At 69.9% G+C, this 26510-nt stretch carries 21 protein-coding genes and 1 pseudogene; 11 read left to right on the top strand and 11 right to left on the bottom strand.

All coding sequences use genetic code 11. The features are described from left to right. The first annotated feature begins 158 nt into the window (after positions 1–158). Positions 159–1604: a dihydrolipoyl dehydrogenase family protein gene (locus AC2CHE_RS12565; protein WP_484505097.1), complete on the top strand. Its 1446-nt coding sequence runs from the start codon at positions 159–161 to the stop codon at positions 1602–1604. After that, positions 1601–2365 carry a 1-acyl-sn-glycerol-3-phosphate acyltransferase gene (locus tag AC2CHE_RS12560; protein WP_484505079.1) on the top strand — a complete coding sequence of 255 codons (765 nt, stop codon included), beginning with the start codon at positions 1601–1603 and terminating at the stop codon, positions 2363–2365. The genes AC2CHE_RS12565 and AC2CHE_RS12560 overlap by 4 nt, the downstream gene beginning before the upstream one ends. Positions 2366–2631: 266 nt before the next feature. Here the strand turns inward: AC2CHE_RS12560 and AC2CHE_RS12555 are convergent, their stop codons facing one another. The 7 genes from AC2CHE_RS12555 to AC2CHE_RS12525 form a co-directional block, all read right to left on the bottom strand. Then, positions 2632–3570, bottom strand: a complete 939-nt coding sequence (locus tag AC2CHE_RS12555; protein ID WP_484505078.1) for an oxidoreductase — start codon at positions 3568–3570, stop codon at positions 2632–2634. A 40-nt stretch (positions 3571–3610) separates the two neighbouring features. Continuing rightward, entirely contained in the window at positions 3611–4624 is a 1014-nt protein-coding gene (locus AC2CHE_RS12550) for a glycosyltransferase family 2 protein (protein ID WP_484505077.1), read from the bottom strand. 23 nt (positions 4625–4647) lie between these two features. After that, entirely contained in the window at positions 4648–5790 is a 1143-nt protein-coding gene (locus AC2CHE_RS12545; RefSeq protein WP_484505076.1) for a glycosyltransferase family 4 protein, read from the bottom strand. A gap of 55 nt (positions 5791–5845) precedes the next feature. Next, positions 5846–6958: a lysylphosphatidylglycerol synthase transmembrane domain-containing protein gene (locus tag AC2CHE_RS12540; protein WP_484505075.1), complete on the bottom strand. Its 1113-nt coding sequence runs from the start codon at positions 6956–6958 to the stop codon at positions 5846–5848. Positions 6959–7000: 42 nt separating this feature from the next. Continuing rightward, positions 7001–8875, bottom strand: a complete 1875-nt coding sequence (locus tag AC2CHE_RS12535; RefSeq protein ID WP_484505074.1) for an AfsR/SARP family transcriptional regulator — start codon at positions 8873–8875, stop codon at positions 7001–7003. A 39-nt stretch (positions 8876–8914) separates the two neighbouring features. Then, positions 8915–9940, bottom strand: a complete 1026-nt coding sequence (locus AC2CHE_RS12530) for a glycosyltransferase family 2 protein (RefSeq protein ID WP_484505073.1) — start codon at positions 9938–9940, stop codon at positions 8915–8917. Positions 9941–10141: 201 nt separating this feature from the next. Further along, positions 10142–11344 carry an endonuclease/exonuclease/phosphatase family protein gene (locus tag AC2CHE_RS12525; RefSeq protein ID WP_484505072.1) on the bottom strand — a complete coding sequence of 401 codons (1203 nt, stop codon included), beginning with the start codon at positions 11342–11344 and terminating at the stop codon, positions 10142–10144. Between the two features lie 374 nt (positions 11345–11718). On the opposite strand from AC2CHE_RS12525, the gene AC2CHE_RS12520 reads away from it, so the two are divergent. From AC2CHE_RS12520 to AC2CHE_RS12505, 4 genes are read left to right on the top strand one after another with little or no spacing between them, the layout of a single operon-like run. After that, on the top strand, positions 11719–12750 hold the full coding sequence (locus tag AC2CHE_RS12520) for an NAD-dependent epimerase/dehydratase family protein (protein WP_484505096.1): 1032 nt from the start codon (positions 11719–11721) through the stop codon (positions 12748–12750). 28 nt (positions 12751–12778) lie between these two features. Beyond that, on the top strand, positions 12779–13768 hold the full coding sequence (locus AC2CHE_RS12515; protein WP_484505071.1) for a UbiA prenyltransferase family protein: 990 nt from the start codon (positions 12779–12781) through the stop codon (positions 13766–13768). A 26-nt stretch (positions 13769–13794) separates the two neighbouring features. After that, positions 13795–14943: a glycosyltransferase family 4 protein gene (locus AC2CHE_RS12510; RefSeq protein WP_484505070.1), complete on the top strand. Its 1149-nt coding sequence runs from the start codon at positions 13795–13797 to the stop codon at positions 14941–14943. Between the two features lie 51 nt (positions 14944–14994). Beyond that, positions 14995–15957, top strand: a complete 963-nt coding sequence (locus tag AC2CHE_RS12505) for an aldo/keto reductase (RefSeq protein ID WP_484505069.1) — start codon at positions 14995–14997, stop codon at positions 15955–15957. A 132-nt stretch (positions 15958–16089) separates the two neighbouring features. Here AC2CHE_RS12505 and AC2CHE_RS12500 read toward each other — a convergent pair whose 3' ends face one another. Next, the gene (locus AC2CHE_RS12500; RefSeq protein ID WP_484505068.1) at positions 16090–16578 is read right to left on the bottom strand and encodes a PQQ-dependent sugar dehydrogenase; all 489 of its coding nucleotides are present in this window, start codon (positions 16576–16578) and stop codon (positions 16090–16092) included. Between the two features lie 491 nt (positions 16579–17069). Here AC2CHE_RS12500 and AC2CHE_RS12495 point away from each other — a divergent pair, with 491 nt between their 5' ends. The 4 genes from AC2CHE_RS12495 (at position 17070) to AC2CHE_RS12480 (ending at position 23698) form a co-directional block, all read left to right on the top strand. After that, entirely contained in the window at positions 17070–18434 is a 1365-nt protein-coding gene (locus tag AC2CHE_RS12495) for an endo-1,4-beta-xylanase (RefSeq protein WP_484505095.1), read from the top strand. 43 nt (positions 18435–18477) lie between these two features. Beyond that, positions 18478–19920 carry an RICIN domain-containing protein gene (locus AC2CHE_RS12490; RefSeq protein WP_484505067.1) on the top strand — a complete coding sequence of 481 codons (1443 nt, stop codon included), beginning with the start codon at positions 18478–18480 and terminating at the stop codon, positions 19918–19920. 146 nt (positions 19921–20066) lie between these two features. Then, positions 20067–22763, top strand: a complete 2697-nt coding sequence (locus AC2CHE_RS12485; RefSeq protein WP_484505066.1) for an RICIN domain-containing protein — start codon at positions 20067–20069, stop codon at positions 22761–22763. Positions 22764–22888: 125 nt separating this feature from the next. Next, positions 22889–23698 (top strand): metallophosphoesterase family protein, encoded by an 810-nt coding sequence (locus tag AC2CHE_RS12480; protein WP_484505065.1) that lies wholly within the window; start codon positions 22889–22891, stop codon positions 23696–23698. A 4-nt stretch (positions 23699–23702) separates the two neighbouring features. On the opposite strand, the gene AC2CHE_RS12475 is transcribed toward AC2CHE_RS12480, so the two are convergent. After that, on the bottom strand, positions 23703–24293 hold the full coding sequence (locus AC2CHE_RS12475; RefSeq protein WP_484505064.1) for a TetR/AcrR family transcriptional regulator: 591 nt from the start codon (positions 24291–24293) through the stop codon (positions 23703–23705). A 69-nt stretch (positions 24294–24362) separates the two neighbouring features. On the opposite strand from AC2CHE_RS12475, the gene AC2CHE_RS12470 reads away from it, so the two are divergent. Further along, positions 24363–25373: an alpha/beta fold hydrolase gene (locus AC2CHE_RS12470; RefSeq protein WP_484505063.1), complete on the top strand. Its 1011-nt coding sequence runs from the start codon at positions 24363–24365 to the stop codon at positions 25371–25373. Between the two features lie 23 nt (positions 25374–25396). Here AC2CHE_RS12470 and AC2CHE_RS12465 read toward each other — a convergent pair. Together AC2CHE_RS12465 and AC2CHE_RS12460 are read right to left on the bottom strand one after the other, a co-directional pair. Continuing rightward, a pseudogene (locus AC2CHE_RS12465) lies at positions 25397–25609 on the bottom strand (DUF72 domain-containing protein); the annotation flags it as partial. Positions 25610–25620: 11 nt separating this feature from the next. Beyond that, positions 25621–26364 (bottom strand): hypothetical protein, encoded by a 744-nt coding sequence (locus AC2CHE_RS12460; protein ID WP_484505062.1) that lies wholly within the window; start codon positions 26362–26364, stop codon positions 25621–25623. Positions 26365–26510: the final 146 nt, after the last annotated feature.

Genomic DNA, 26510 nt, shown 5'->3' with positions numbered 1-26510 from the left:
ACGTCGTGTCGGGTACGAGACCCGGCTGACCGACCGGGCCGCCGGTCCCTTACCGATCGCTGACATGTCCGACAGGCGGTGCGGGTACGCGCGCTTCGCGGATAGCGTCGGGGCATGACGGAAGATGAGCAGCGACCGATACCGACGACGAGGTGCCCGTGACCGACCTTGATCTTCTGGTCCTGGGAGGTGGCACCGCGGGCCTGGTCTCGGCGGTCATCGCTGGAGGGCTGGGTGCCCGGGTGGCCCTGGTCGAGCGGGACCGCACCGGCGGCGAGTGCCTCTGGACCGGATGCGTCCCGAGCAAGGCTCTGATCGAGGCAGCCGACCTGGCCCACCGGATGCGCCGCGCCGACCGGGTCGGCCTGGCGCCGGTGGAGCCGGCGATCGATCTGGCGAACGTGATGGCGCACGTGCGAGCCGCCCAGCGGGCGATCGAGCCGCACGACGCGCCGGAACGGGTCCGTGCCGCCGGCGCCCGGGTGATCTCCGACCAGGCGACCTTCGTCGGTCCCCGCCGGGTGCGGCTCGCCTCCGACGGGCGGGAGCTGACGGCGCGCTGTGCCCTGGTGGCGGTCGGCTCGGAGCCGGAACTACCGCCGGTGCCCGGGCTGGCCGAGGCCGACCCGCTGACCAGTGACACCGTCTGGAGCCTGACGACGCTGCCACCCCGCCTGCTGGTGCTGGGCGGCGGGCCGGTCGGCTGCGAGCTGGGGCAGGCCTTCGCCCGCCTCGGTAGCGAGGTGACCCTGGTGGAACGGGCGCCGCGCCTGCTGGCGCGGGAGGACCCGGAGGTCGGCGAGCTGATCGCCGATCGGCTGCGGGACGAGGGCGTCGACGTGCGGACCGGCACCGAGGTCAGTCAGGTCGGAGCCGGAGGCCCGGGGCAGGCACGGCTGGTCGGGGCGCGGCCGGGTGAGGTTGAGGTCGACCGCTTCCTCGTCGCGGGCGGGCGGCGGCCGCGTACCGCCGGGTTGGGTCTGGGCGAGGCCGGCGTTTCCCTGACCGACCGGGGCGCGATCCGGGTGGACAGCCGGATGCGGACCACCGCTGCCGGGGTGTACGCCGCCGGCGACGTCACCGGAGTGCTGCCGTTCACCCATGTCGCCGCCCACCAGGCCGGCACGGCGACGCTCAACGCGCTGTTCTGGCTGCCCCGTCACGTGCGTTACCTGCCGATGCCGTATGTGATCTTCACCGATCCGGAGGTCGCCCGGGTCGGCCTGCGCGCGGCCCAGGCCCGCCACCGGTGGGGCGACCGCGCGACGGTAGCCCGCCTCGACCTGGCCGAGGTGGACCGGGCGGTGGCAGCCGGGCGTACGGACGGGTGGGCGACGTTGGTCGCTGATCCGACGGGACGGCTGGTCGGTGCCACCGTGGTCGCTCCGGCCGCCGGCGAGGTGATCGGCGAACTGGCCGCCCTGATCGCCCGCCGCGGCCGGCTGACCGAGCTGTACCGCACGGTGCACCCCTACCCGACGTACGCGCTGGCCGCCGTCGACGCGGTCGGTGAACATTTGCAGCGGCGACTGCTGACCCCCACCACCCGGCGACTGACCCGGCCGCTGCTGGCCGCGCTGCGTGCCGCCGCCCGCACCTCGTGACGCTGCGGCGCGACCCGACCGCCATCGCCCGCGCGGCACGCCTGGTGCGGCGTTTCCTCGTGCCCTACCACCGCGCGCGGGTCGTCGGACTGGACCGGATCCCCACCGGCCCGGCACTGTTCGTCGGCAACCACAACGGTGGCTTCTACACCGGCGACACCTACCTGTTCGGGGCCGCCGTCCACGGGAGCGGAGGGCTGACCGACACACCCTGGGTGCTCACCCACGACCTCGGCCTGACCCTGCTCGGGCGCTGGCTCCGGCCGCTGGGTGCCGTCCCCGCTGACGCGGCGACCGCTGCGGCCCTGCTCGCCCGCGGCGACAAGGTGCTGGTGTACCCGGGCGGCGACGCCGACGGTGCCCGCCGCTGGACCCAACGAGGCACGGTGGTCTTCGAGGGGCGTGTCGGCTATGCCCGGCTCGCCGTGGCGTGCGGCGTGCCGATCGTCCCGGTCGCCGCCGCCGGAGCGCACAACACGGCGATGGTCCTTTACGACGGCGCGGCGGTGGCCCGCCTGCTGGGCACCCGACGGTGGCTGCGGTTGGCCCGCTGGCCCCTCCTGCTCAGCGTGCCGTGGGGCCTGACCTTCCTCCCGGCCGTGCCCTATCTGCCGCTTCCGGCGCGCATCACCATCGTCGTCGGCCCGCCGCTGTACTTCGACCGCTACGGCGCCGACGCCGCCGCCGACGAGGCGTACGTGCGGCGCTGTGCCGCCCGGGTCCAGGCCGCTGTCCAGTCCCTGCTCGACGCCGCCAGCTGACTCGACCCCGGCCCGGTGCGACGAACCGCTGATCGGGCAGGACGCTGCTGCGGATGTCATCGGTCGGTCGTGCTGGAACAACCGACGATTAACGCGTCACGCCGAGCGGGGTGTACGGATCCTGGCCGTCGGAGGGCACGGTCTCGATCGAGTCTCGTGAACAGTCGGGTCGAGTGGGTAGGGGGGGGGGGGGGGGGGGGCGCGCGGCCCCCCCCCCCACCCCGGGTGTCACGTCGGGCGGGCTGGCAACCGGCCCGCCGCTCCGACTACTCGGACTTGCCGAACGCGTCGACGCCGGTCAGTTCGGCCGAGAGCGCCCAGAGCCGCTCGGCCGCCTCGCGGTCGGCGGGGCCGTCGAAGGTCTTGGCCACCGTGCACGCCTGACAGTAGCCGCCGCCGGCCTCCGTCAGTCGCGGTGACGTCGCGGCCCAGACCTGGGTCGCGGCACCCTGCTCGGGTGCCCGGAACTCGGGCAGCAGGGCGGTGCCGTTCTCGTCGATCCAGCCGGCACCGACCATCTCCTCCTTGGAGAGGTGCCGCTGCAACGGGGTGAGGATGTAGCCGGGGTTCACCGAGAAGGCCCGTACCCCGGCTGCCCGGCCCAGCCGGTCGAGTTCGGCGGCGAAGAGGATGTTGGCCGACTTCGACTGGCTGTAGGCGGCCCACTTGTCGTAGCCGCTCTCGAAGTGCACGTCGTCCCAGTTGATCCGCGGCGTCTCCCCGGCGCCCGAGGCGACGACGACGACGCGCGCGCCGCCGTCCGCGGTGAGCGCCGGCCAGAGCCGGTTGACCAGGGCGTAGTGACCGAGGTGGTTGGTCGCGAACTGGGCCTCCCAGCCCTCGCCCACCCGGGTCAGCGGGGTGGCCATGATGCCCGCGTTGTTGACCAGGATGTCGATGGGGCGACCCGATTCGAGGACGCGGTCGGCGAAGTTCCGGACGCTGTCGAGGTCGGCGAGGTCGAGTTCGTCGACCTCCACGCCGGCGATCCCCGCGACCGCCTCCCGCGCGACGTCCGTACGGCGGGCCGGAACGAGGACCCGGGCGCCGGCGGCGGCCAGGGCGCGGGTGGTTGCGAGGCCCAGGCCGGAGTATCCGCCGGTGACGATGGCGAATCTACCGGAGAGGTCGATGCCGGCGAGCACCTCGGTCGCTGTGCTGTCGATCCCGAAACCCAGGTCGTCAGGCTGATCAGAAAGAGTCATGTTCAACTTTCCGGTCGGGCACCGCTACTGCTGGCGCGGGTCAGGCGGGGTTCTCGACGCGGTAGAGCCGCTGCGTCATCCGTGGGAACAGCAATCCCTGCAGAATGCCGACGCTGGCAGCCGCCGCCGAGGTGAGCGTCACCAATAGGTGAAGCACCGTGAATTGTAGTCCAAAAAGGATCCCGTGGTGACGATAGGCGTAGCCGTAGGTGCGCTTGTCGAGCCCGATGCCGATCCCGGTCAGCACCGCGGTGGCGAGGAGAGCCCAGGGGCCGAGGACCACCGACGAGGCCAGCGCGATCACCGCCGCGAGCAGGAAGGCACTGCCCAGCGCCCGGTATCCGGTGCCGGCGCCACCCGGGAGCTTGTTCAGCCGCAGCCAGTTCGGCGCGCCGAGCCGGGTACGGTTGAACACCTTGGTCAGCATCACCCGTAGCGTGCCGTCGTGGTCGTGCCGTCCCCGGATGGTGGGTACGGCTTTGACCTCGTACCGGGCGTTGAGCCGGAAGCCGTAGTCCTGTTCCTCGGTCCAGCGGAGCCGGTCGTTGAACTCACCGATCTCCAGGAACGTCTCCTTCTTGATCGCGAAGAGCGCCGAGTGCAGACCCGGGATAGCGCCCTCGACCTCGCAGAACCAGACGTACTGCTGGATGGCGCGGTAGCGCTTGACCAGGCTGTCGGGAAACATCGGCTCGGCCCGGTACATCCCGCAGATCGCGCCGAGTCGGGGCTCTTCCCGCAGGTGGTCGACCGCCCGCTCGACCGCGTCGGGGTCGAGCGCGACGTCGGAGTCCACGAAGAAGAGCACCTCACCCTTGGCGTGCCGGGCACCCAGGTTCCGCGCCGTGGAGACGCCGCTGTTGACCGGCACCTGCAGCACCGTGACGTCGAGCGCCCTGGCGATCGCCACCGAGTCGTCCGTGCTCGCGTCGTCGGCCACGATCACCTCGACGGCCGGGTACGTCTGGTTCTTCGCCGCTCTGATGCACTCGCCGATGGTGCTGGCGTAGTTGTAGTTCGGGATGATCACGGAGACGAGTGGCTGCTCATTCATCGGGCTCCAACCTTCCTTGTGTCTCATCGGTGTTGCCGTGCCGCGGTGCGTCCGCGAAGCGTGGTGAAGAGAACCTCGTACGCGTCCAGCGACGCCGCCACGGAGAAACGCGCCCGTGCCGCCCGCGCCTTCTGCTCCTTCCAATGCCGCGGCACCGCCGCCAGTTCGGAGATGGCCCGCTCCAGCGCCCGGGGGTCCCGGGGCGGAACCACCCGGCCGAAGCCGGTCGCCGCCACGGGGTACCGGTTGCCGGGAAGATCGGTGGTCACCGACGGAATGCCGCTCATCATCGCCTCGGCGAGTACGGTGCCGAACGAACTGGCGACCGCCGGCAGCGCGAACACGTCGACCGAGGCGTAGAAGTCGTTGACCTCCCGGCCGCGCAACTCGCCGAGGATCCGTACTCGACTGTCCGGGTCGATCTCGGACTGCACCGCCGTGAGATCGCCACCGGCCACCTCGTGGTAGTTGCCCGCGATCAACAGCCGGGCATCGGGGTCGACGATCCGCTGGAACGCCCGGACCAGGTAACCGACGCCCTTGTCGGCCACGATCCGGCCCAGGAAACCGACGTGCAGGCCGCCGGTCTCCCGGTATCGGGGCTCCCCGCCCCGCCGGTCCAGGCACGGCGGCGTGATCGGGGTGAAGTTTCGGTTGCGGATGATCGGCCAGAACCGCGAGGCGTGTGCCTGGTCGTGGCTGCTCGCCACCACGGCGGCGGAGCGGCGGATGGCCGCTCGGGAGGCGACGTCCGAGGCCCGCGCGAAGGCCCGGCCCGACCACCCCGCCGGCAGGTGCGGGTCGCTGTGCAGCATGCTCACCACCGGTACGCGGCGGGCCAGCGGCATCAGCAGGGCCGCCTCCGGCATCGGCAGGTTGAGGTGCAGCAGCGACGAACTGCGCGCCAGCTGACCGGCCAGGAGCGGGTAGCGAGGGGCGACGAACGCCCGGCTCGCCCGCATCAACACCGGGGAACGGTAGATGTCCACCCCGCCGACGGTGTCCCGCAGCGGTAGGTCGGGGTCGTGCTGGGCGGTGACGACGGCGACCCGCCAACCCCGATTGGCCATTCCTTCGGCGATGCTGCGTGCGGTCTGCGTGAAGCCACTGACGTACGGCTCGTAGTGGGTGGCCGCTAGCGTCAGATCGTATTTCCTGTCCGGCATGGGTACCGCATTCTCTGAGGTATCACTACGGCCGATTACCTAACCTCTGAGCACGTTAGCGGTTCGCCTGTGACCATATTCTTGGCGATTTCTTGGGAGCCGGTGGCCCGACATTCGTGTGTTCCGGACCGGTAGTCCCCGCCACCGAGGGCAGGGCGGGAACCGCCGCCGGGCGTCGCCGGATGAGGGCCGCGGTCACCAGCAGGCCGACCCCCGCGGTGGCGAGTTCACTCAGCGTCACCACCACCCGGCTGACCAGCGCCACCACCCCGGCCACCGGAATCGGCAGGATGACACTGAGCGCGGCCGTCACCACCACCTCCCGGACGCCGATGCCGTCGGGGGCGAACACGGCGATCACCCCGGCGACCGCGCCGAGGCCGAACGCGCCGAGGCAGAGCGGCAGCGCGCGCAGCGGCGGCGCCCCCATCGCCACGGCGAGGATCCACAGGTGGGCGCCCCCGATCACCCACGCCAGCAGTTGGGCGACGACCGCCTGACGGATGCCGGTGCCGCAGATCGCCGTCGACGGCTCGGGTCGGCGGCGCAGCCGGCCGAGCAGGGTCGCGGCCCCGCCCACCAGACCGGGGCGGACCAGGACCGCGGCCACCGGCAGGACGGCCAACAGGAGCCAGCCGGACGACGCGCCGAAGACCTCCGGCCCGGCGGCCAGCCCCACGGTGGCGCCGGTCAGCAGGCTCACCACCAGGGCCAGCAGCCAGGCCGCGCTCATTCGACCCGCAGGTACGCCGATGGCCCTGCCCATCTCGACGCTGACCAGGAAACCCATCACCTTGCCGGGCACGTACTTGACCAGCTGTCCGAAGTAGAAGATCCGGGCCGCGTCCACGGCGGGAACCCGCTCGCCGACGCCGGCGAGCATGGCCCGCCAGGAGACCATCGTGGCGACCAGACCGGCGGCGTTGGCCAGGACGGCCAGCGCCGTCATCGTCAGGACGAAGCCGGGCCGCTGACCGCGGAGCGTGCCGGCCACCGTGGACCAGTCCTGACCCCGCAGCGCGAGCCCGATGAAGACCACGGTCACCGCCAGCAACAGCCCCATGAGTACCCGGCGGGCCACCGAGCGCCAGCGTTTCCGGGGCGTGGCGGTCGTCGGTACGGCGATTCCCGGGAAGGCCTGCGGTGCGTCCAGTTCTTTTGTTGACACGCGGCACCTTCTCCGATCGTGGAAAGGATTCGAGCTGGTGGCTCACGCTAACCGCGAACCGCTTGCTTCTTCCTTGTCCGACGCTTCGCCGGTCATTTCCGTCTCGGGTCCGGCGAAGCGTTCCCGGGCGTACAGCCGCAGCAGATCCCCCATTCGGTAACTGCCCGGGGTCGAGGTCTCCAACAGCTGCGCGTCGACCAACCGCTCCAGGATGCGTTCGGCGTGCGCCTCCGAGCGCGCGAGCACCTGAGCGGCGGTCGACCGGCTGAGTTCGGTCATCGGCGACGTGCCCAGCAACTTGAACGCCTCGGCGATGGCGCGCTCGGAGCGGTCCGGGCTGCCGGAGAGCCGGTCGTAGGAGCCGGCCATGCTGGCCCGCAGGCCGACACCGTCGAACTCGAGGTTGTCCAGCCGGCGACGCTCGTCGGCGAGCCGGTCGCGCAGCTCGGCGAGGGGCCAACCGGGACGGGCCACGAGGCGGGCACCGACGATGCGCAGCGCCAGCGGCAGGCACTCGCACCACTCGGCGATGGCGGTCGCGGCGTCCGGCTCCGCCGCCACCCGTTCCGCACCGACCCAGTGGCTCAGCAGCGCGATGGCGTCCGGGACGGTGAGCGGTCCGACGCGCAACTGGCGCACGTCGCTGAGCCCCGCCAGCGGCTGACGGCTGGTCACCAGCGTCCCGCAGCCGGCGCCGCTGGGCAGCAGCGGGCGCACCTGGGCGGCGTCGACTGCGTTGTCGAGGACCAGTAACAGCCGCCGCCCGGCGACGACCGAGCGGAACAGGGCCGCCGCCTCGTCGACCTGCTCCTGGTCGCAGCTCATGCTGACCCCGAGGGTGCGGAGAAGTCGGGCGAGTGCGTCGACCGGTGTCAGTGGCTCGGCGTCCACGCTGGTGCCGCGCAGGGCGATGTACAACTGGCCGTCCGGGTAGCGGCTGGTGAGCTTGTGCGCGGCGTGGATGGCGAGGGTTGACTTTCCCACCCCGGCGGTCCCGTAGATCGACACGACCGGGGCCGAGTCCCCTGTGCCGGCGGGGTTCAACCAGTTCAGGATCGGTGCGAGGTCGTGGTGCCGGCCCGAGAACCGGGCGATGCCGGCGGGTAGCTGCCGGGGTACGTGCCGGACCGGGGCGACCGGGCCGATGTTGCCCGGGTACGGCTCGTCGAGCTCGCCTCGGAGTATGGCGACGTGCAGGTTGCGCAGCTCGGGGCCGGGCTCGGCGCCGAACTGCTCGACGACCTGCGCGCGGGTGTCGACGTAGTACTGCAACGCCTCCGGGGTGCGTCCCATCGCGCAGAGCGCCCGCATCTGCAGCGACACGAGCGGTTCGGCGAGCGGGTACGAGCCGAGGACCCGGGCCAGCCGCTCGGCGACCGCCTCCGGGCTGCCGAGTCGCAACTCCTCGGCGCCCCAGGCACCGGCCAGGCTGATCAACTGTGATGCCACGCTGCGCCTGACCCGGTTGGCCCAGTCACTGGCGAGGGTGGCGAGTGGTTCCCCCCGCCACAGGTCCATCGCCTCGCGCAGCGCGGCGATCCGCCTCTCGTCGCTGATCCGCGTCGCCGCGCGGCCGGTGTCGATGAGACGGTTCAACCGGTGCAGGTCCACCTGCTGACGCTCGACGTTCAGCACGTAGCCGTCCCCGTGGCGGCTCAGGCCGATGCTTCTGCCGGGGCTGTCGTCGGCCTCCTGTGCCAGGGCCCGACGCAGCCGGGCGACATGGGCGTAGAGGGCGCTGCGGGGCGCTTCCGGAGCCGCCGGTCCCCACACCCGTTCGGTCAGGGTGTCGATCGACACCGGCGTGCCGGCGTCCACGGCCAGGGCCGCCAGGACCGCGCGACGCTGACGTGGCCCCACATCCAGCGGACCGTCCGCTGACTCCACCTCGATGGGTCCCAGTAGTCGGATCCTCACATGCTCTCCCCGTCATCACGGCTGACGCCGGCCGGCGTGCTAGTGGGCGCCGGCCGGCGACCGGTACCTCTGTCGGAAGCGCGCGTCGAGCAGGTAGCGCAGGCCACCACTCAACGCGCCGGCGGAAATCGCGAGACTGTAGAGAAAACTGAGTAGTGCGCTCGGCGGGACCATCCGCCAGCCCGCGGTGCGTCGGACGTAGTTCAACAGGGGGAGGTCGATGCCGATGAACCAGGTCAGGAAGGCGACCGGAACGGCCGCCAGGTAGGGGGAGACCAGCATCAGGGGGAGGCTGGTGGTGGCCAGGAAGGCGGCCGCGACCTCGGCGGGCCGGTGGGTGGCCTCCCGCTCGGGCTTCAGCTCGCGTTGCTTGAGGACCAGGGGAACCAGTGAGCCGGCCCGCCGGTAGAGCTTCCGCAGGATCGAGGCCAGCTGGTCGTCGTCGTCGTGGTAGCCGACCACGGACAGGGTGCGGGTGACCGGGTAGTGCTCCGCGATCCGGAGGCTGAACTCGTGGTCCTCGTTGGCGTACTGGCCGAGCAGCCGCTCGTCGAACGCCCCGATATCGTCGATGACCCGGCGGGGTACGGCGCCGCTGGCGAAGTGGCCGGTCCGGGCCGGCCCGAGCTTGCGGGTGGCGCGGTAGTGGCCGTAGAGCACCTGCACCCACTCCACCACGCCGTCGTCGACCAGGGGGCGGTCGCCGTAGACGCCCCAGACGGCTCCGTAGGACGGGTTCTCCTGGAAGATCGTGACGGCGTTGGCGACCGCGTCGGGGGCGAGAGCGACATCGGAGTCGAGGAAGAAGAGGATGTCGCCGCTACTTGCAGCTATGCCGCGGTTGCGGGCGGGGCCGGCGCCGACATTTTCGGTGATTTCGATGAGCGTACAACCGAGTTTTCTGACGATCTCCGGCGTGTCGTCGGTGCTGGCGTCGTCGACGACGATGACCTCGATCGACGGGTGGGTCTGGTGCAATGCCGAGAGCACGCTCAGGGCGATGGTCTTCCGGCTGTTGTGACAGGGGATTACCACTGACACCAGTGGCGTGTGGGCGGGCTTCATTGATGCTCCTCGGGCAGGAATTCGGCTGCGCTGGGAGGTGGACGACGCACCTACTCGCCGGTTTCTCGTCATCGAGAAGACCCTTCGACCACCTTAGTTCCTGATCGACATCGGTAAACAGTCGTCGATCGGTTTCATGCTGGTTAAATGCTCGGTATGACCCGCCACCGCGTGTTTTGCGCCCATGTGACGCTCATTTCGTCAAGGTGCGGAGATGACGAACTGCTGGGCCTTGTGGTCGGACAGGCCCTTGGGGAGGGTCAGTTCGTAACTGTGCACCTTGATGTCCGGAGTGGTGAAGAGCCAATCGATACGCCACATTCGTGGCTTGTCGCCCACCGGCCAGGTGACCGGGTAGAGCGAGGAGAGCGCCCTGCTCTGGTCGACCAGTCGGTCGGAGACCATGTCGAGGAGATTCATCGACGGTGACGTGTTCAGGTCGCCGGCCATCACCGCCCGGTTCGGGTTCTTCTCCAGGTCGGCGGCGATGGCCCGGTAGCTGGCCCGCCGGATCTCGAAGTTGAACCGGTCGATCTCGAACATGTTCCGGTCGTCGTCGCTGCGCAGCAGCAGGATCCGGACCGGCGGCTGGAAGATGTGCGAGTTGTAGAACGACACGACCTGGCCGTTGACCCGGATGTCGGTACGCAGCGCCTGTGACGTGTAGAAGAGTGGCCGGTCGACGAGGGCCGGCGGCACCCGCTTCAGGTCGTCCGGCAGGTACGGCTGCGAGTCGAGCCACGCGTGCCCCACCACCGGCAGTCGGGTGAGCGTGATGTTGCGCCCCTCACGGACGATCGTGTAGCCGGGGAACGCGGCCCTCAACTGCGCCGTCTGGTCGATCTCGTACGCCTGCGCGAAGATGTCGACCAGCGAGTCGTCGACGTTGGCGTACTCGTGCAGCATGTAGACGTCGGCGTCCATCTCCCGCAGGAAGTCGTAGAACTGCGCCGTGGTGGTGCGCTGCTCCCCGCCGTTGCGCCGGTCCTGGTCCCAGTACTCGGTGTTCCAGGTCACCACCTTGACGGCGTCGGCGGGCGCCGGTGGCGGGGTGTGGAACACCGTCGCGAAGTTGATCCCGCTGTAGCCGAGGCCGAGCACGAGGGCGAGCAGCGCCGCCCCGACCAGCCGCCCGCGCAGCGGCCGCGCCAGCCAGGCGACGGGCAGCAGCACCACGGGGACCGCCGCCCAGACGATCGGCGGGAGCAGGTCCACCGGTCCCCACACGTACGTCCGGGCGCTGAGCAGGTGGTGCAGCACGACGACGACCAGCCAGCCCACGCAGGCCACGGCCGCGAGGCGTATTCCCCAGCGGGCCCGCCGGGACCGGCCGGAAGGCTCCGGCGACGACTCCGGATCCTTTTCGTCCATCACTGCGGTCGTTCTTGCTGCCGCTTCCGTCATGGCAACTCCTTTACGTGGCTCCGGTTCCCGCCGAGGTCGGGTACCGGCCGGGAAAAGGTATCGATCAGCACCTTGTTCGAATCTTGTTCCAGACACCAAGGAGGGGGCAATCGTCACTCACTAGCGTCACGAGTGCCAATACCGTATTCACCACCGAGGACGGAGCCGCCGGATGGAGCACACCCAGCCTATCCACGCTCGCACGGAGCCCACTTGCCCGGAATTTGGCGGGCCGGTCCGATTGGTCGGTAACGGTGAACGACGGATGGTCGGTCGGTAAATATCCGATGACGGCGATTGTCGGAAACGTTGCCGCCATGCAGTTGTGACACTGCCGTCGAGAACGCGGCATTTCTTCGAAACGGGAGGTGGAAGTGCACGTTGTGGTGACCGGAGCCGCCGGCATGTTGGGCACCGCGCTGTTGGCGCGCCCCTGGCCGGGAGTGACCTGGACCGGAGTGGACATCCGTCCACTCGCGCCCCGGGTGCGGGGGCGGGCGACCTTCGTCCGGGCCGACGTCCGGGACATCGAGGCGATGACCCGCGCCTTCCGCTGTGCCGATGTGGTCATCCACTCCGCCGCCGCGTTGCCGAGCCACCGGGCGGCGGAGATCCGATCGGTGGACGTGGAGGGCACCGGGGCGGCGTTGACCGCAGCGCGACGGGCCGGTGTGGACCGGTTCGTGCACATCTCGTCCACCGCCGTCTACGGGCTGCCTCGGGACTGCCCCACGCCGGAGGACTACCCGTGCGAACCGGTGGACCCCTACTCGGCGGCGAAGCTCGGCGCCGAGATCGCCGTGCTCCGGCAACGCGAACAGGGCCTCTGCGCCTCGATCGTGCGGCCCAAGACCTTCCTCGGCGAGGAGCGTCTCGGTCTCTTCGCCATGCTCTTCGAGTGGGCCGACGAGGGCCGGCACTTCCCGCTGATCGGCGGCGGCGACGTCGCCACCCAGATGCTCGACGTCGAGGACCTCTGCGCGGCGATCCAGCTGATCTGCGAGGCGCCCGACGACCGGGCCAACGACACGTTCAACATCGGCGCGCGCGAGTTCCGCACCCTACGGGAGGACTTCCAGGCCGTCCTGGACGCCGCCGGTCACGGCCGGCGCGTCCTGGCCATGCCGGTGGGGCCCGCCGTCACCGCGCTGCGCGTGCTCGCCGCGACACGCCTCTCCCCGGTCTACAAGCGACTCGTGCACAAGCTGACCCGGGACTCGTACGTCTCGATCGACCGGGCGACGCAGCGGCTCGGGTTCAACCCGCGCTTCAGCAACGAACAGGCGCTGTTGAAGACGTACCAGTGGTGGCGGGCGTACGCCGCCGGGGCGCGGCGCAGCGCCGGGCGTACGCACCGCGACCCCTGGAAGCAGGGCGCCCTGAGCCTGGCGAAGGCGTTGTTCTGACACTCCACGGAGCAAGGAGAGGTCCGCCATGAATCACGCCCTGGAAGTCCCGACCCCCACCTCGTCGGACCTGCCCGGGGTCTCCGTCGAGCCGGCCGTCGCCGTACAGGCGCTGAAACCGCTGGCCCGTGTCACCGGACTGTTCGTCCTGCTGCGGCCCCGCCAGTGGGTGAAGGGTGGCCTGGTGTTGGCGGCGCCGCTCGTCGCGGCCCCCGGCGCCACGGTGACCCATATCGTGCCGCTGCTCGGCACGCTGCTGAGCTTCCTGGCCGCCGCCTCGACCGTGTACGTCTTCAACGACCTGAGGGACCGGGAGCGCGACCGCCTACACCCGGTCAAACGGAACCGTCCACTGGCCAGCGGGCGGGTGAGCACGACCGCCGCGGTCGTACTCCTCGTCGGCCTGCTCACCGGCACCGCCGCCCTGACCACCGTGCTACCCGCCCTGACCGGCGTGGTCGTCGCCGGCTATCTCGCCCTCAACGTCTGGTACTGCCTGGCGCTCAAGCACCAGCCCCTGGTCGATGTGTCGGTCGTCTCCATCGGATTCGTCCTGCGGGTGGTCGCCGGCACCATCGCCGTCGGCGCGGCCGTCCATCCGGCGTTGCTGATCGGGGTCTACTGCGCGTGCCTCGCGCTCTCCCTCGGCAAGCGACGCCACGAACTCGCCGCCCTGTCGGCCGCGGGCGGTGAGGCCGGCGAGCACCGGCCGGCGCTGCGCGCGTACTCGGTCCACTTCCTGGACCAGATGGTGGTGGTGAACCTGGTGGCGGCACTGATCGGCTACGTCGCCTTCGTCTGGACCCAGAACCCACCGTACGGGCCGGTCACCGCCGGGCTGACCTTCCCGTTCGCCGCGTTCGCGGTACACCGCTACCTGCAGATGATAGCCATGGGCGGCTCCGGTGGTGATCCGGTCGAGGACCTCGTCCGGGACCGCGCGCTGCTGGTCAATCTCGGCCTCTGGGCCGCGGTGCTGGCGCAGGCGATGGTGGCCGGCGCCTGGCACGTCTGGTAACCGATCGACACCCCTTGGAGAAGAGCGTGAGCAGCAAAGACCCCCACGAGTACGACCTCTGCGTCGCGGTCAACTACTACTCGCCCTACGTCAGCGGGCTGACCGAGGTGGCCCGGGTGCTCGCCGAGGGCCTCGCCGGGCGGGGCTGGCGGGTGGCGGTGGTCGCCGTCCGGCACGACCCGACGCTTCCGCTGCGGGAGAGCCGCAACGGCGTCGACGTCTACCGCAGCCCGGTGGTCGCCTCGGTCGGCCGTGGCCCGGTCAGTCCCGGCTTCCCGTCCCTGGTGCGCCGGGTCGCCCGGCGTTCGCGGGTGGTCAATCTGCACCTGCCGATGCTGGAGGGGGCGCTGATCACCGCCCTGCCGCTGCGGGTGCCGGTGGTGACCACCTACCACATCGACCTCTGGCTGCCGCCCACCCTGGTGACCCGGGCGGCGATGGCCGCGGTGCGGGTGTCGTCGGGGGTCACGTTGCGCCGCTCGGACGCCGTCGTCGTCAACAGCGACGACCAGGCGCGGTACTCGGAACTCTGGTCGATCCTGCGGTCCAGCCAGCGGTCCGCGATCCCGGCGCCCTGCCTCGACCGGCGCGGCGGGGAGGCGGCATACCGGGAGACCGGCGGCCCGCACATCGGCTTCCTCGGCCGGATCGTGCCGGACAAGGGCCTGGACTACCTGGTCGCCGCGTTCGCCGAGATCCCGGATCCGGAGGCGCGGCTGCTGATCGGCGGCGACTACCTGACCGTCGCGGGCGGAAGCGTGATCGACCGGATCCGGGCGGCCGCCCAGCGGGATCCTCGGATCCGGATTCTCGGGCTGCTCCGCGGCCGGCAGATCAACGATTTCTACGCGTCCATCGACGCCTTCGCCCTGCCCTCCGTCGCCGAGTCCTTCGGCATCGCACAGGCCGAGGCGATGATGTGCGGTATCCCGTCGGTCACCACCGACCTGCCCGGCGGCCGATATCCGGTCCTGGCGACCGGGATGGGCAGGGTCGTCCAGCCGCGGGACCCGGCCGGACTGCGGGTGGCGCTGCTGGAAGTGCTCGGCTGGGACGCCGACACCCGACGCGAGGGTGCCAAACGGGCCCTGGAGGAGTTCGGTGTGGACGGATGCCTGGACCGGTACGCGGCGCTGTTCCGGGTCCACGGGGCGCGGGCCGGCGCATTGTTGTGAGTGGCGTTCCGATCAGTAGAATGGCGGACACTTTCCGTAACGGAGGTGCAGATGCACAGCAGGGATTTCGGTCGTCTCGGCAGGGTCAGCGCGCTCACCCTGGGCGGTGGCGGGATCGGCGGTGTTTGGGGGGCGACCGACCACGCCGAGGCGGTGGCGACCGTGCGGGCGGCCGTCGACGGTGGCGTCACGATGCTCGACCTGGCCCCGACCTACGGTGACGGCTACGCGGCCGAGAACGTCGCCGGTGCCGCACTGCGCGGCTTTCCGGCCGAGGACGTCCTGGTCACCAGCAAGATCGAACTTCCCGAGCAGGACGGCGGGGATCTCCCGGCGAAGATGATCCGCAGCCTGCACGCCACCCTGCAGCGTCTCGGCCGCGAGCACCTGGATCTCTTCCTGCTCCACTCCCAACTGCACCCGCAGGGCTGGACCGGTCCCACTCCCCGGACCCTCGGCTGGGACCTGTACCGCGACCAGGTGGTGACCACCTTCGAACGGCTGCGCGACGAGGGCAAGATCCGGGCCTGGGGGTTGACCGGTGTCGGCCACCCGCAGACCGTGATCGACGCCATGCACCAGCAACCGCGCCCGGATGCGGTCCAGGCGGTGGTGAACGCCCTTGACCTGAGTGGCGACATGTGGCTGCTCGGCGCGTCGGCCGAGCCTCGCAACGACGAGATCCGCCGAGCCGCGGTCGAGGACGCCGTCTCGGTGATCGCCATCCGTGCCGTGGCGGCGGGAGCGCTCACCGGCGAGATCGACCGGTCCGTGGAGGACGACGCCCCGGTCGCGTCCGACTTCGCCCGGGCGGAGCGGTTCCGCGCGCTCGCCGCCGAGTTCGGCGAGTCGCCCGCCTCGTTGGCCCACCGGTACGCCCTGAGCGTCCCCGGTGTGGCGACCGTGGTGCTCGGGGTGAAGAACCGCACCGAGTTGGCCGAGTGCCTCGCCGCCGAGGCCCGAGGCCCGCTGACCGAGGTCGAACGGAAGGCCCTGCTCGACCTGCGGAGCTGAGCGAACGGTGAGCCGGGCAGCCGGCCGGACAGGTGCCCGCCGGGGGGAGCCCGGTCGTCGGGGGGGCTTCCGTCCGGAATCTCGCCCGCAAATCCGGGCACGAGCCTTTCCGTATCGGCCCTCGCTCGGGTTTCAGCGGTTCGCCGGCTCGCTGCTCGGGGCCGGTTGGACGCGCTCGAACCGTACCCGGCTGAGCCAGCCCGGCAGGTCGCTTAGTGCGTACAGCTCGCCGTGCACGTCGGCGTCGATCGCGGTCGGTTGGATGGGGAAGTTGCCGATGATGGCGGACTCGTAGCCACCCCAGGGCCTGGGGCGTACGGCGAAGGCGAGGGTCGAGCTTCGCGCCAGGGTCAGTTCGCCGTCCGGGAGACTCGTGTAGGCCACGTAGAGCATCCCGGTCCGCGCGAAGTCCGGCGCGGGGGTGATGCCGAGCAGGCCGCGCTCGTTGCCTGACGTGTCGACCCGGGCGGTCAGGTCGAGCACCGGCTCGGCCGCCAAGCCGGTGTCGGGGTGGTAGGCGCGGACGGTGCCGTTCTTCTCCGCGATCAGCATCGGGCCATCCGGCAGCCCGGTGAGTGCGATCGGACGCCGTAGACCGAAGGCCACCTGCTCGGATACCACGGTCAGCTCGGTGAGCGGCACTGCGCCGGGGCGGCGGGGTGCGCCGGGGCGCCTCGCCGGCTGTCGGCCCGACGGCGACGGGCGGTCAGGGCCGCCGATGTGCAGTCGATGTTCACGTGCACATTGCGCCGTGGCGGCTGCGGGGTGGATCTGACGCGGCTGACTGCTGTGGATCTCCAAGCCGCGATCCACATCGATGGGCGGCGCTTCGGTCGGGCGGTCCGGCGAGCGCTGTGAACTGTGCGTAGCTGGTCTTTTTCCGGTCTTTGAGCTGAACTTCTTGAGCGCCCCGTAACTTTGTGGCAATCTCACTGCCATCGATGTGTAGCGTTGTGTCGTCTCCTGTGGTCTGCCCCTTGAGCACGTGAGTCGTCGGGCGATGTTAGCGCTAACCCCTCGAAGTGACGCGACTCTGGAAGGTGCTGAGACACATGAAGAATCTCGTACATCCGAGCGGTTCTCCGCGACGACGGTGGTCCGCCACGGCGACGATGCGGGCGCTGGCGGTCGGGCTGCTGGTGGCCGGCACGGTGCTGGTGCCCAGCGGTGCCGCCAACGCGGGCACCACGTTGGGCACCTCGGCGGCCGAGCAGGGCCGCTACTTCGGGGCCGCCGTCGGCACGTACAAGTTCAACGACAACACGTACATGACGGTGCTGAACCGCGAGTTCAACAGCCTGGTCGCCGAGAACGAGATGAAGTGGGACGCGACCGAGCCGCAGCGCGGCGTGTTCAACTACAGCGCCGGTGACCGCATCGTCAACCACGCCCAATCGCGGGGGATGCAGGTGCGGGGGCACGCCCTGTTGTGGCACGCCCAGCAGCCGGGCTGGGCGCAGGGTCTGTCCGGCGGTGACCTGCGCAACGCCGCCATCAACCATGTCACCCAGGTGGCCAGCCACTTCCGGGGGCAGATCTACTCCTGGGACGTGGTCAACGAGGCGTTCGCCGACGGCGGCAGCGGCGCCCGGCGGGACTCGAACCTGCAACGCACCGGCAACGACTGGATCGAGGCGGCCTTCCGGGCCGCCCGCGCGGCCGACCCGGGCGCCAAGCTCTGCTACAACGACTACAACACCGACGGCATCAACGCGAAGTCGACAGGCATCTACAACATGGTGCGCGACTTCAAGCAACGCGGCGTACCCATCGACTGCGTCGGCTTCCAGTCCCACCTCGGCACCACCATCGCCGGCGACTACCAGGCCAACCTGCAACGCTTCGCCGACCTCGGCGTCGACGTGGAGATCACCGAACTGGACGTCACCCAGGGCGGCAACCAGGCCAACATCTACGCCACCGTCACCCGTGCCTGCCTGGCGATCTCGCGTTGCACCGGCATCACCGTGTGGGGCGTACGGGACTGTGACTCCTGGCGCGGCAGCGACAACGCCCTGCTCTTCGACTGCGCCGGCAACAAGAAGCCCGCGTACACGGCGGTCCTCGACGCCCTCAACGGCGGCAGCACCCCGAACCCGACCGGCAACAGGTTCCGCAACGAGGGATCCGGACGGTGCCTGGACGTGAACGGTGCGAGCTCGGCCAACGGCGCACAAATGATCATCTGGGACTGCCACAGCAACGCCAACCAGCAGTTCACCCAGAACGGGCGGGCGTTGCAGGTGATGGGCAAGTGCCTGGACGTGCCGAACGATGCCGCCGCCGGCACTCGGGTGCAGATCTACGACTGCCACGGTGGGGCGAACCAGCAGTGGGTGATCAACAGCAACGGCACGATCAGCAACGCACAGACCGGGCTGTGCCTGGACGTCAACGGTGCCGCCACCGCCAACGGCTCCGCGGTGATCGTGTGGGGCTGCCACAGCGGCGCCAACCAGCGCTGGGTCCGGGCCTGAGCTGATGAGCACGACAGTCGGCACCGTACAGAAGGGAACGACGATGGTCCGATCCCGCTCACATCGCTACCTGAGCCGGATGCTCACCTGCGCCCTGGCCGCTCTCCTGGCGGTGCCGACTGGCGTGCTCGCCGGTGCCGCACCCGCCGCCGCCGACACCAGCCAATTCCGTGGTGTCAACTGGGCGAGGTTGGGTGACAACTTCCACGGCGGACCGCTTGTCCTGCACGGCCTGAGCAGCTCCGACAGCTATGCGACGGTGGTGGCCAAGGCCAACGCGATCTACACCGGCTTCGAGACCAACCTGGACGCCAACACCGTCCGGCTGCCGATCAACACCTACACCGTCGGTACGAGCTGGTGGAACGCTTACACCGGCGCGATCGACGCGGCCACCGCAAAGGGTCTCAAGGTGGTCCTCTCCTACTGGGACGACGGCGTGGCCGCCAGCGGCGGACGGATCGTCAACACCACCGCCTTCAACACCATGTGGGACACCGTGGTCGCCAGGTACGGCAGCAACGACCTCGTGTACTTCGAGCCGATGAACGAGCCGGGCGGGCACAGCGCCGCGGACTGGGCCAACGTGGTGCACAACTGGCTCACCGCCCGTCCGTCGATCCCCCGTCACCGGGTCTTCGTCAGCGGCGCCGGCCTGAACACCGACATCAAGTCGATGTGCGCCGACGGCCGGCTCGACGGAACGATCGTGTCGCTGCACCACTACACCTTCTTCAGCGGCGCGAAGACCTACGACCAGTGGGTGACGTTCCTGCGGGACGCTGTCGGCTCCTGCGCCGCCCGCACCGTGATGGACGAGTTCGGCGCGCCGATGGACACCGGGCTCAACTACCACGACGCCGCCAGCACCGACAACTTCGTGCGCTACTTCCGCGCCACCACCCAGGTGCTGCGGGAACTGCGGATCGGCTCGATCTACTGGCCGGCCCTGGGCGGAAAGATCACCGCCGGTCAGGGCGACGACTGGTACGCCATGCAGAAGCTGCACGGCACCGGCGCCAACCTCACCCTCAGCACCCCCAACGCCAGCGGTCTCGACCGCCTCCGGTACGCCTGGGGCCTGACCGACGGTGGCACACCGGACCGGGTGAGCCGGCTACGGAACGTCGGCACCGGGCAGTGTCTGGACATTCCCGGCGCGACGACCGCCAACGTCCAGGTCCAGGTGTACGCCTGCAACGACACCGCCGCCCAGCGATGGACCGTGACGGCCGGCGGGCAGATCACCGCCCTCGCCGGCCAGCGGTGTCTCGACGCGTACAACCGGGGGACCGCGAACGGCACCGTCGTCGGCACCTACGCGTGCAACGGCGGCGACAACCAGCGGTGGACGATCGGCGGCGACGGCACGGTCCGCAGCGCCCAGTCGGGCCTCTGCCTGGACGTGAACACCACCACGTCCAAGGTCCAGCTCTGGGCCTGTTGGGGCGGCGACAACCAGAAGTGGCAGGTAGAGAACGCCTGACCTGGCATTGATCAGCAACGGTCGTGCCGTCCGTACCGACTCGGCGGCACGGTATGTCGATGGCTTCCGGGACGGTCCGACTGTCGCGCGCAGGGGCGCATCGCCTCGGCGGGGCACGGGCCGTCGAGGAAGTGGAGGGAGAAGAGATGAGATCCGTTGTTCATGGCGGGAAAGGTTGCCTACTCGCGCTGGCGGTGTTCGTCTCCGCCGCACTGCCAGCCGTGTTCGGAGATCAGGCGCCGGCTCTGGCCGCGGTCCAGGAGACACTTCATGTCGCTCCGAACGGGAACGACGCCAACCCGGGCACGCTCGCCGCGCCGTTCCGGACGCTTCAGCGTGCCCGGGACGTGGTACGCACCAAGACCGCGAGCATGACCGGCGACATCCAGGTCTACCTTCGCGGTGGCAGCTATCCGGTGAGCAGCACGATCGAGTTCGGGGCGGGCGACTCGGGCGCCAACGGCCACCGGGTGATCTACGCCGCGTATCCCGACGAGACGCCGGTGCTTGAGGCCGGTGTGCAGGTGACCGGCTGGACCCAGCACAGCGGGAACATCTGGAAGGCCCCACTCGACCGGGCCAACAAGCTGCGGGCGCTCTACGTCAACGGCCAGCGGGCCCACATGGCAGCCAAGACGATCACCTCGGCGGGTTGCCACGGCACGTACACCATCACCGCGGGACAGGCCGACTGGGCGTGGGAGTCGGGCTCGCAGTGTGCGGGCGCGAGGTACAACCCGGCCGACTTTCCGGCGATCTCCCGTAACCAGGAGGACATCGAGATCGAGACGGCCACCACCTGGACCACGGCCATCGTTGGAGTTCGTCAGGTGACCACGAGCGGTGACGGCCAGAGCCGTATCGCGCTGTTCCAGCAGCCGGGCGCCGCCATCGCCCAGGGGGCGTTCAACGGCAATGCCCAGATCAACGGTTCGCACAAGGTGATGAACGCCTACGAGTTCCTGGACTCGCCGGGCGAGTTCTACTTCGACAAGTCCAGCCGGACGCTGTATTACTACAAGGCCGGCGCCGACAACATGTCCACCGCGTCGGTCTTCGCGCCCGACAACGTGACCACCGTGCTGCGGGTCGCCGGCACCTCGACCAGCAACCAGGCGCGCAACATCACGTTCTCCGGTCTCACCGTGCGGCACTCCGACTGGAACCTGTTCAACGTCGCCGGCTCGGTGTACAAGCAGGCCCAACAGGGCAATCTCGGCGCGCAGGCGTACGCCCGCGGGAATTTCCACGTCTACTACTACCGCAACGTCGATCTCACCCCCGGCATCATCCACCTGCAGAACGCCAGCGGAATCCGGTTGGAGCGAAACCGGATCGCGCACACCGGGGCCGACGGGATCAACATGGTCAACGACGTGACGAACACCCAGTTGATCGGCAACTACACCAACGACATCGCCGGGACGGCGATCACCGTCGGGCACCCCCAGCACGTCTACATCGGCGATCACACGTCGAGCAACCGGGAGAAGTACCCGGCTCAGGTCGAAGGTCTTCCGAAGAACATCGAGATCAGGAACAACTACATCCACGACAGCGCGGTGCTGTTCAACGGGCACGGCGCGGTCGCGGCGTACTTCGCCGACACCCTGACGGTGCAGCACAACCGCATCGAGAAGGCGCCGTGGGCGGGTATCACGATGGGCTGGGGCTGGTGGAACTTCGACGGATCCTCGGGGTCGATCGCGCCGAACCGGCCGACCACCACCGCGAAGAACAACACCATCAGTCACAACCACATCATCGACACGGTGCAGCGGCTCAGCGACACGGCACCCATCTACACGTTGGGCAGCCAGCCGGGCACCACGATCCACGACAACTATCTCCAGGGTGTTCCGGCCGGCCACAGGTACGGACTCCATCCGGACGAGGGTTCGGCGTTCATCACCTTCCGGGACAACGTCCTGAGCGTGGACAAGAACATCACCTGGATGATCAACTCAGACGACTTCGGACGTAAGCACGATCTGAGCATCACGCAGACGTACGGGCCGATCAACAAGGTCTCGCAGAAGAACCTGCCCAACAGCACCATCCACGACATTCTCGTCTCCGCCGACTACGTCTGGCCGGCGGCGGCCTACGCAATCGCGGTCAACTCCGGGCTCGAAGCCGCGTTCCGGGACATCACCCAGCCGCGTAACCTGCCGATGCAGGACTACGTCCTACCGGCCAGCACGTTCGCCGGCAGCGGCACGTCCTCGATCCCGGTCCGCAGCACCGGTGACCCGACCAGATCGCTGTGGCTGGCCCCCTCCGGCACCACCACCTTCGCGGCCGGTCCGACGATGACCAGGGCAGACGGTAACGCCACGTCCATCGCGGTGCCGACGTCGTCGGGTGACTACCGGCTGTACGTCGTCGACGCGCAGGGCAATCGATCGGCCGAGTCGAAGTCACTCGTCCGGCGGCAGGGCACCGGCGGTACGCCTGACGCACAGCTCGTCGGCGGCCAGTCCGGCCGCTGCATCGAGGTCCCCGGCGCCACCACCGCCAACGGCACCCAGACGCAGTTGTGGGACTGTGCCGGTGGCACCCACCAGCGCTGGACCTACACCGCCAGCAAGCAGTTCACCGTCTACGGCAACAAGTGCCTGGACGCGAACGGGGCGGGCACCTCCAACGGCACCACGGTCATCATCTGGGACTGCCACGGCGGTCTCAACCAGCAGTGGAACGTCAACGCCAACGGCACCATCACCAACGTCCAGTCCGGACTGTGCCTCGACGCCGACGGTGCCGCCACCGCCAACGGAACAAAGATCATTCTTTGGTCCTGCAACGGTGGCGCGAACCAGCAGTGGAGTCGACGTAGCTGACGGCCCAATCCCGGGGGGCCAGGCACCGACCGTGCCTGGCCCCCGCGACGGTCTGCCGGTGGGCTGGGCCGTCAGCGCGCCACGGCTGCCCCCACCGCCGGGAACGTCGCGGCTACGATCGGCCGGTGGCCCGGTCCCTCGATCGCATCGCCCTGATCTCCGACGTCCACGGCAACCTGACCGCGCTGGAGGCCGTGCTTTCCGACATCGACGCACGCGGCATCGAGCGGATCTTCAACCTCGGTGACTACGTCGGCAAGGGGCCGCGTGGCCGCGAGGTGATCGAGATCTGCCGGGAGCGCTGCGAGGTCAACATCCTCGGCAACTGGGACGACTTCCTCCCCGACCCGGACCGGACCTACGACAACGAGGCGATGGCCTGGTGGCTGGCGCAGCTCGCCGACGGCCAGGGCGACTGGCTGCGCAACCTGCCGTTCAGCCACGACCTGGTGCTGAGCGGGCGGCGGGTACGGCTTTTCCACGCCTCGGCGACAAGCGTGCACCGTCGGGTCCGGTTCGACCACGACGAGGTCGAGTTCCTCGGCATGTTCGCCAACACCCCGGCCACCGGCGACGGACCGGCGCCCTCGGTCGTGGGCTACGGCGACACCCACGATCCGTTCTACGAGGTGGACCGGGAACGCCGCACCCTGTTCAACACCGGCAGCGTCGGCAACGCGATGGGCGATCCGACCCCGGTCTACGTGATCCTGGAGGGTGTCCTCGACGCGGCGGCCGACGCCCCGTTCTCGATCCAGTTCGTCCGCGTGCCGTACGACTTCGAGGCCGAGTTGGCCGTGGCGGCCCGGCTGGGCATGCCCGAGCTGGACGGGTACGTCTCCGAGTTGCGGCACGGCGTCTACCGGGGCGCGATGCACGCTCCGGCCGGACCGAGGTACCACCGGCAGCCGAGACCGCAACAGCCGGCCGCCTGACCGATCAGCGCGAGATCGTCGTGTCGAGCATCTCGATGAGGTGTTCGGCCGCCGCCGCGGTGTCGTAGTCGGGATCGTGAAGCTGCTCGGCGACGATGGCATCGATGCCGCCACCGACGATGATCGCCGTTGTGCGCGTGTCGATGTCGCCGCCGCCGCGCGCGAGTCGGGCCGCGTCGATGAGCTGGGCCAGGGGCCGCCAACGGGCGGCCGGATCGTGGTCGCCGTCGTCGTGCACCATCGCCTCGATGATCATGCGAGTGTGTCGGGGATGCTCCCGTAGGTGCCCGACCATCGACCTGACGTACGCGGCGGGCCGGTTTGCGGTGTCGGCGGCCTCGACCGCGGCGGCGACGTCTGCGACGAGGGCGGTGAGGACGTGTTCGTGTGCGGCGCGTACGACGGCGGCCTTGGTGGGGAAGTGGTAGAGCACGGCGGCCTTGGTGATGCCGGCGCGCTCGGCGATGGCGGCCAGTGAGGCGCCTGCGTACCCCCGGTCGGCGACCAGCTCGATGGTGACCTCGATCAGTTGGGCGCGGCGGGCGCGCTCGATCAGGGTCAGTTCGGCCGTCGCGCCTTCCCGTCTCCTTGCCACGTACCAGATTCTACCGTACGGTCAAAAAATCTACCGATCGGTTAGGAGAGTGTGATGCGGACCTGGTTGATGAGGGCTCTCCACCGGATGCGGCCCAGGTCACGGTGGTCACGCCTGGTCCTGGCCGGGCTCGGGCTGATCGCGCTGGTGGTCACCTTCGCCATCCGCCAGCCCGCGTCGATCGGTCACTGGGACAGCGCCGACGGGCAGGACCGGTTCATGCGGGCCTACACGGAGGCCTTCGCCGCCCTGCCCACCCCGGTGGAGACCCTCGACGTACGCACCGACTTCGGCATCGTGCGCGTCTACCGGTTCGCCGGCACCGCGACCGGCGCGGACGGCGGCGGCGCGAGCACCCCGTTGCTGCTGCTGCCCGGGCGCGCCTCGGCCACGCCGGTCTGGGCGGACAACCTGCCGCTGCTGCTGCCGATCGGCGATGTCTACAGCGTCGACCTGCTCGGCGAGCCGGGCATGAGCGTGCAGAACCGCCCGATCGACAGCGACGAGGCGCAGGCCGAGTGGCTGCACCAGACCCTCCAGGCGCTCCCGCCGGACGAGTTCCACCTGGTCGGTCTCTCGATCGGCGGCTGGACCGCGGTCAACCTGGCCCTGCACCGGCCGGACCACATCGCGTCGATGACCGTCATCGACCCGGTCTACGTCTTCGCCGACATGCCGTTCGGCACCATCGTGCGGTCCATCCCGGCCGCCCTGCCCTGGCTGCCCAGATCCTGGCGGGACAGCTTCAACTCCTACACCGCAGGTGGCGCCCCGGTCGAGGACGAGCCGGTCGCCGACATGATCGAAGCCGGCATGCAGCACTACAAGCTCCGGCTGCCGCAGCCCACCCGGATCAGCGAGGAACGACTCGATCGACTCGACCTGCCGGTTCTGGCGATCATCGCCGGGGAATCGGTTATGCACGACGCGCAGTCGGCCGTCGAGACCGCGCGTCGGGCGCTGCCCGACGGCACCGTCCGGCTCTACCCGGACGCCTCGCACGCCGTCAACGGCGAGCAGCCCGAACAGATCGCCGCCGACATCGCCGGTTTCGTCGAGAGACTGCCTGACCAACGCTGATCGAGGCCGGGCGGGTTCGGCGGTCAGAGGAGGGTGGTGGGCTCGACCGGGGATCGGTTCGGGCAGCGGTGCCAGCTGCGGTGCCCGGGCGCGCACCTGGTCGTGGAAGCGGCGGGCCAGGGTCGGCGCGTCGGATCGTCCCGACCGAGATAGCGGACGATCGGACGCTCGGTGAGCGCGACCGTACGTCCCGGCATCCTCGGCTTCTTCGTCCAGGCATCCCGCTCGGCGTCGCTGGGCCACCTGTTCAGCCGGCGTCGACGCGTTCGACGGTGATGGCGGAGACGCCTGCCGTCGCGTCGATGTCGTAGCGGTCCGTGGCGGAGTTCCACTCCGGCGGGGTGAAGGTGGTGCCGCCGGCCACCCCGGAGTGGGTGGTGCCGTCGATGCTTACCGAACCGGCGCCGCCGCCGGCGCGTACCTGCACGGGTGCGTCGCCGGCCAGGCGGACGACGACCTGGCTCGCTCCGCCGCCGAGCAGGGTCCGCTGCGTCCCGTCCGGTGCGGGCAGCGTCAGCTCGATCCGGTTCGCGCCGGCGGTGAACTCGACGTCACCGAGCTGCCCGCCGCGCAGGTCGAGGTGCTGTTCCTTGGCGCCACCGTTGAGCCGGACGTGCCAGCGGACCGACTCGGCCAGCACCACCTCCACGACCGCCGGGCCGGGTAGGTCGGTGCCGCGAAGGCTGGTCAGCAGGCTGCCGTCGGTGAGCGAGACGGCAGGACGGACGTTGGCGTCGCGGGGGGTCGACACCCGGTACGCGTCGTCGCCGAGGTCGGCGGTGCGCACCTGGATCACGTCGGCGCCGTCGAGCAGGACGAAGGTGGCCTCCCGCAGGTCGCCGACGGCACCGGTGACGACGTGCCCGTTGCGGCCGTCACCCCGGACCGTCACCCACGTCCAGGTGGCGACCACCACCACCACGATGACCAGTACGGCCGCACCGATCCACCACCACAACCGTCGTCCGCCGGTCGCCTGAGTGCTCTCCACGTCGCCTCCCATACATCGATGACCGCAGGGGTTACTACCCGCCTGTCACCGACTCTCACGCGTGCCAGGCCCCGGTGGTCGGCTCGGAGGGAACATGGATTGGAGCCGACATGTCTGAGCGACATAATTATGTCGCTCAGACATGT

The sequence above is a fragment of the Micromonospora sp. ATLC16 genome, assembly GCF_057196645.1.
This window is presented reverse-complemented; position numbering and strand designations above follow the sequence as displayed.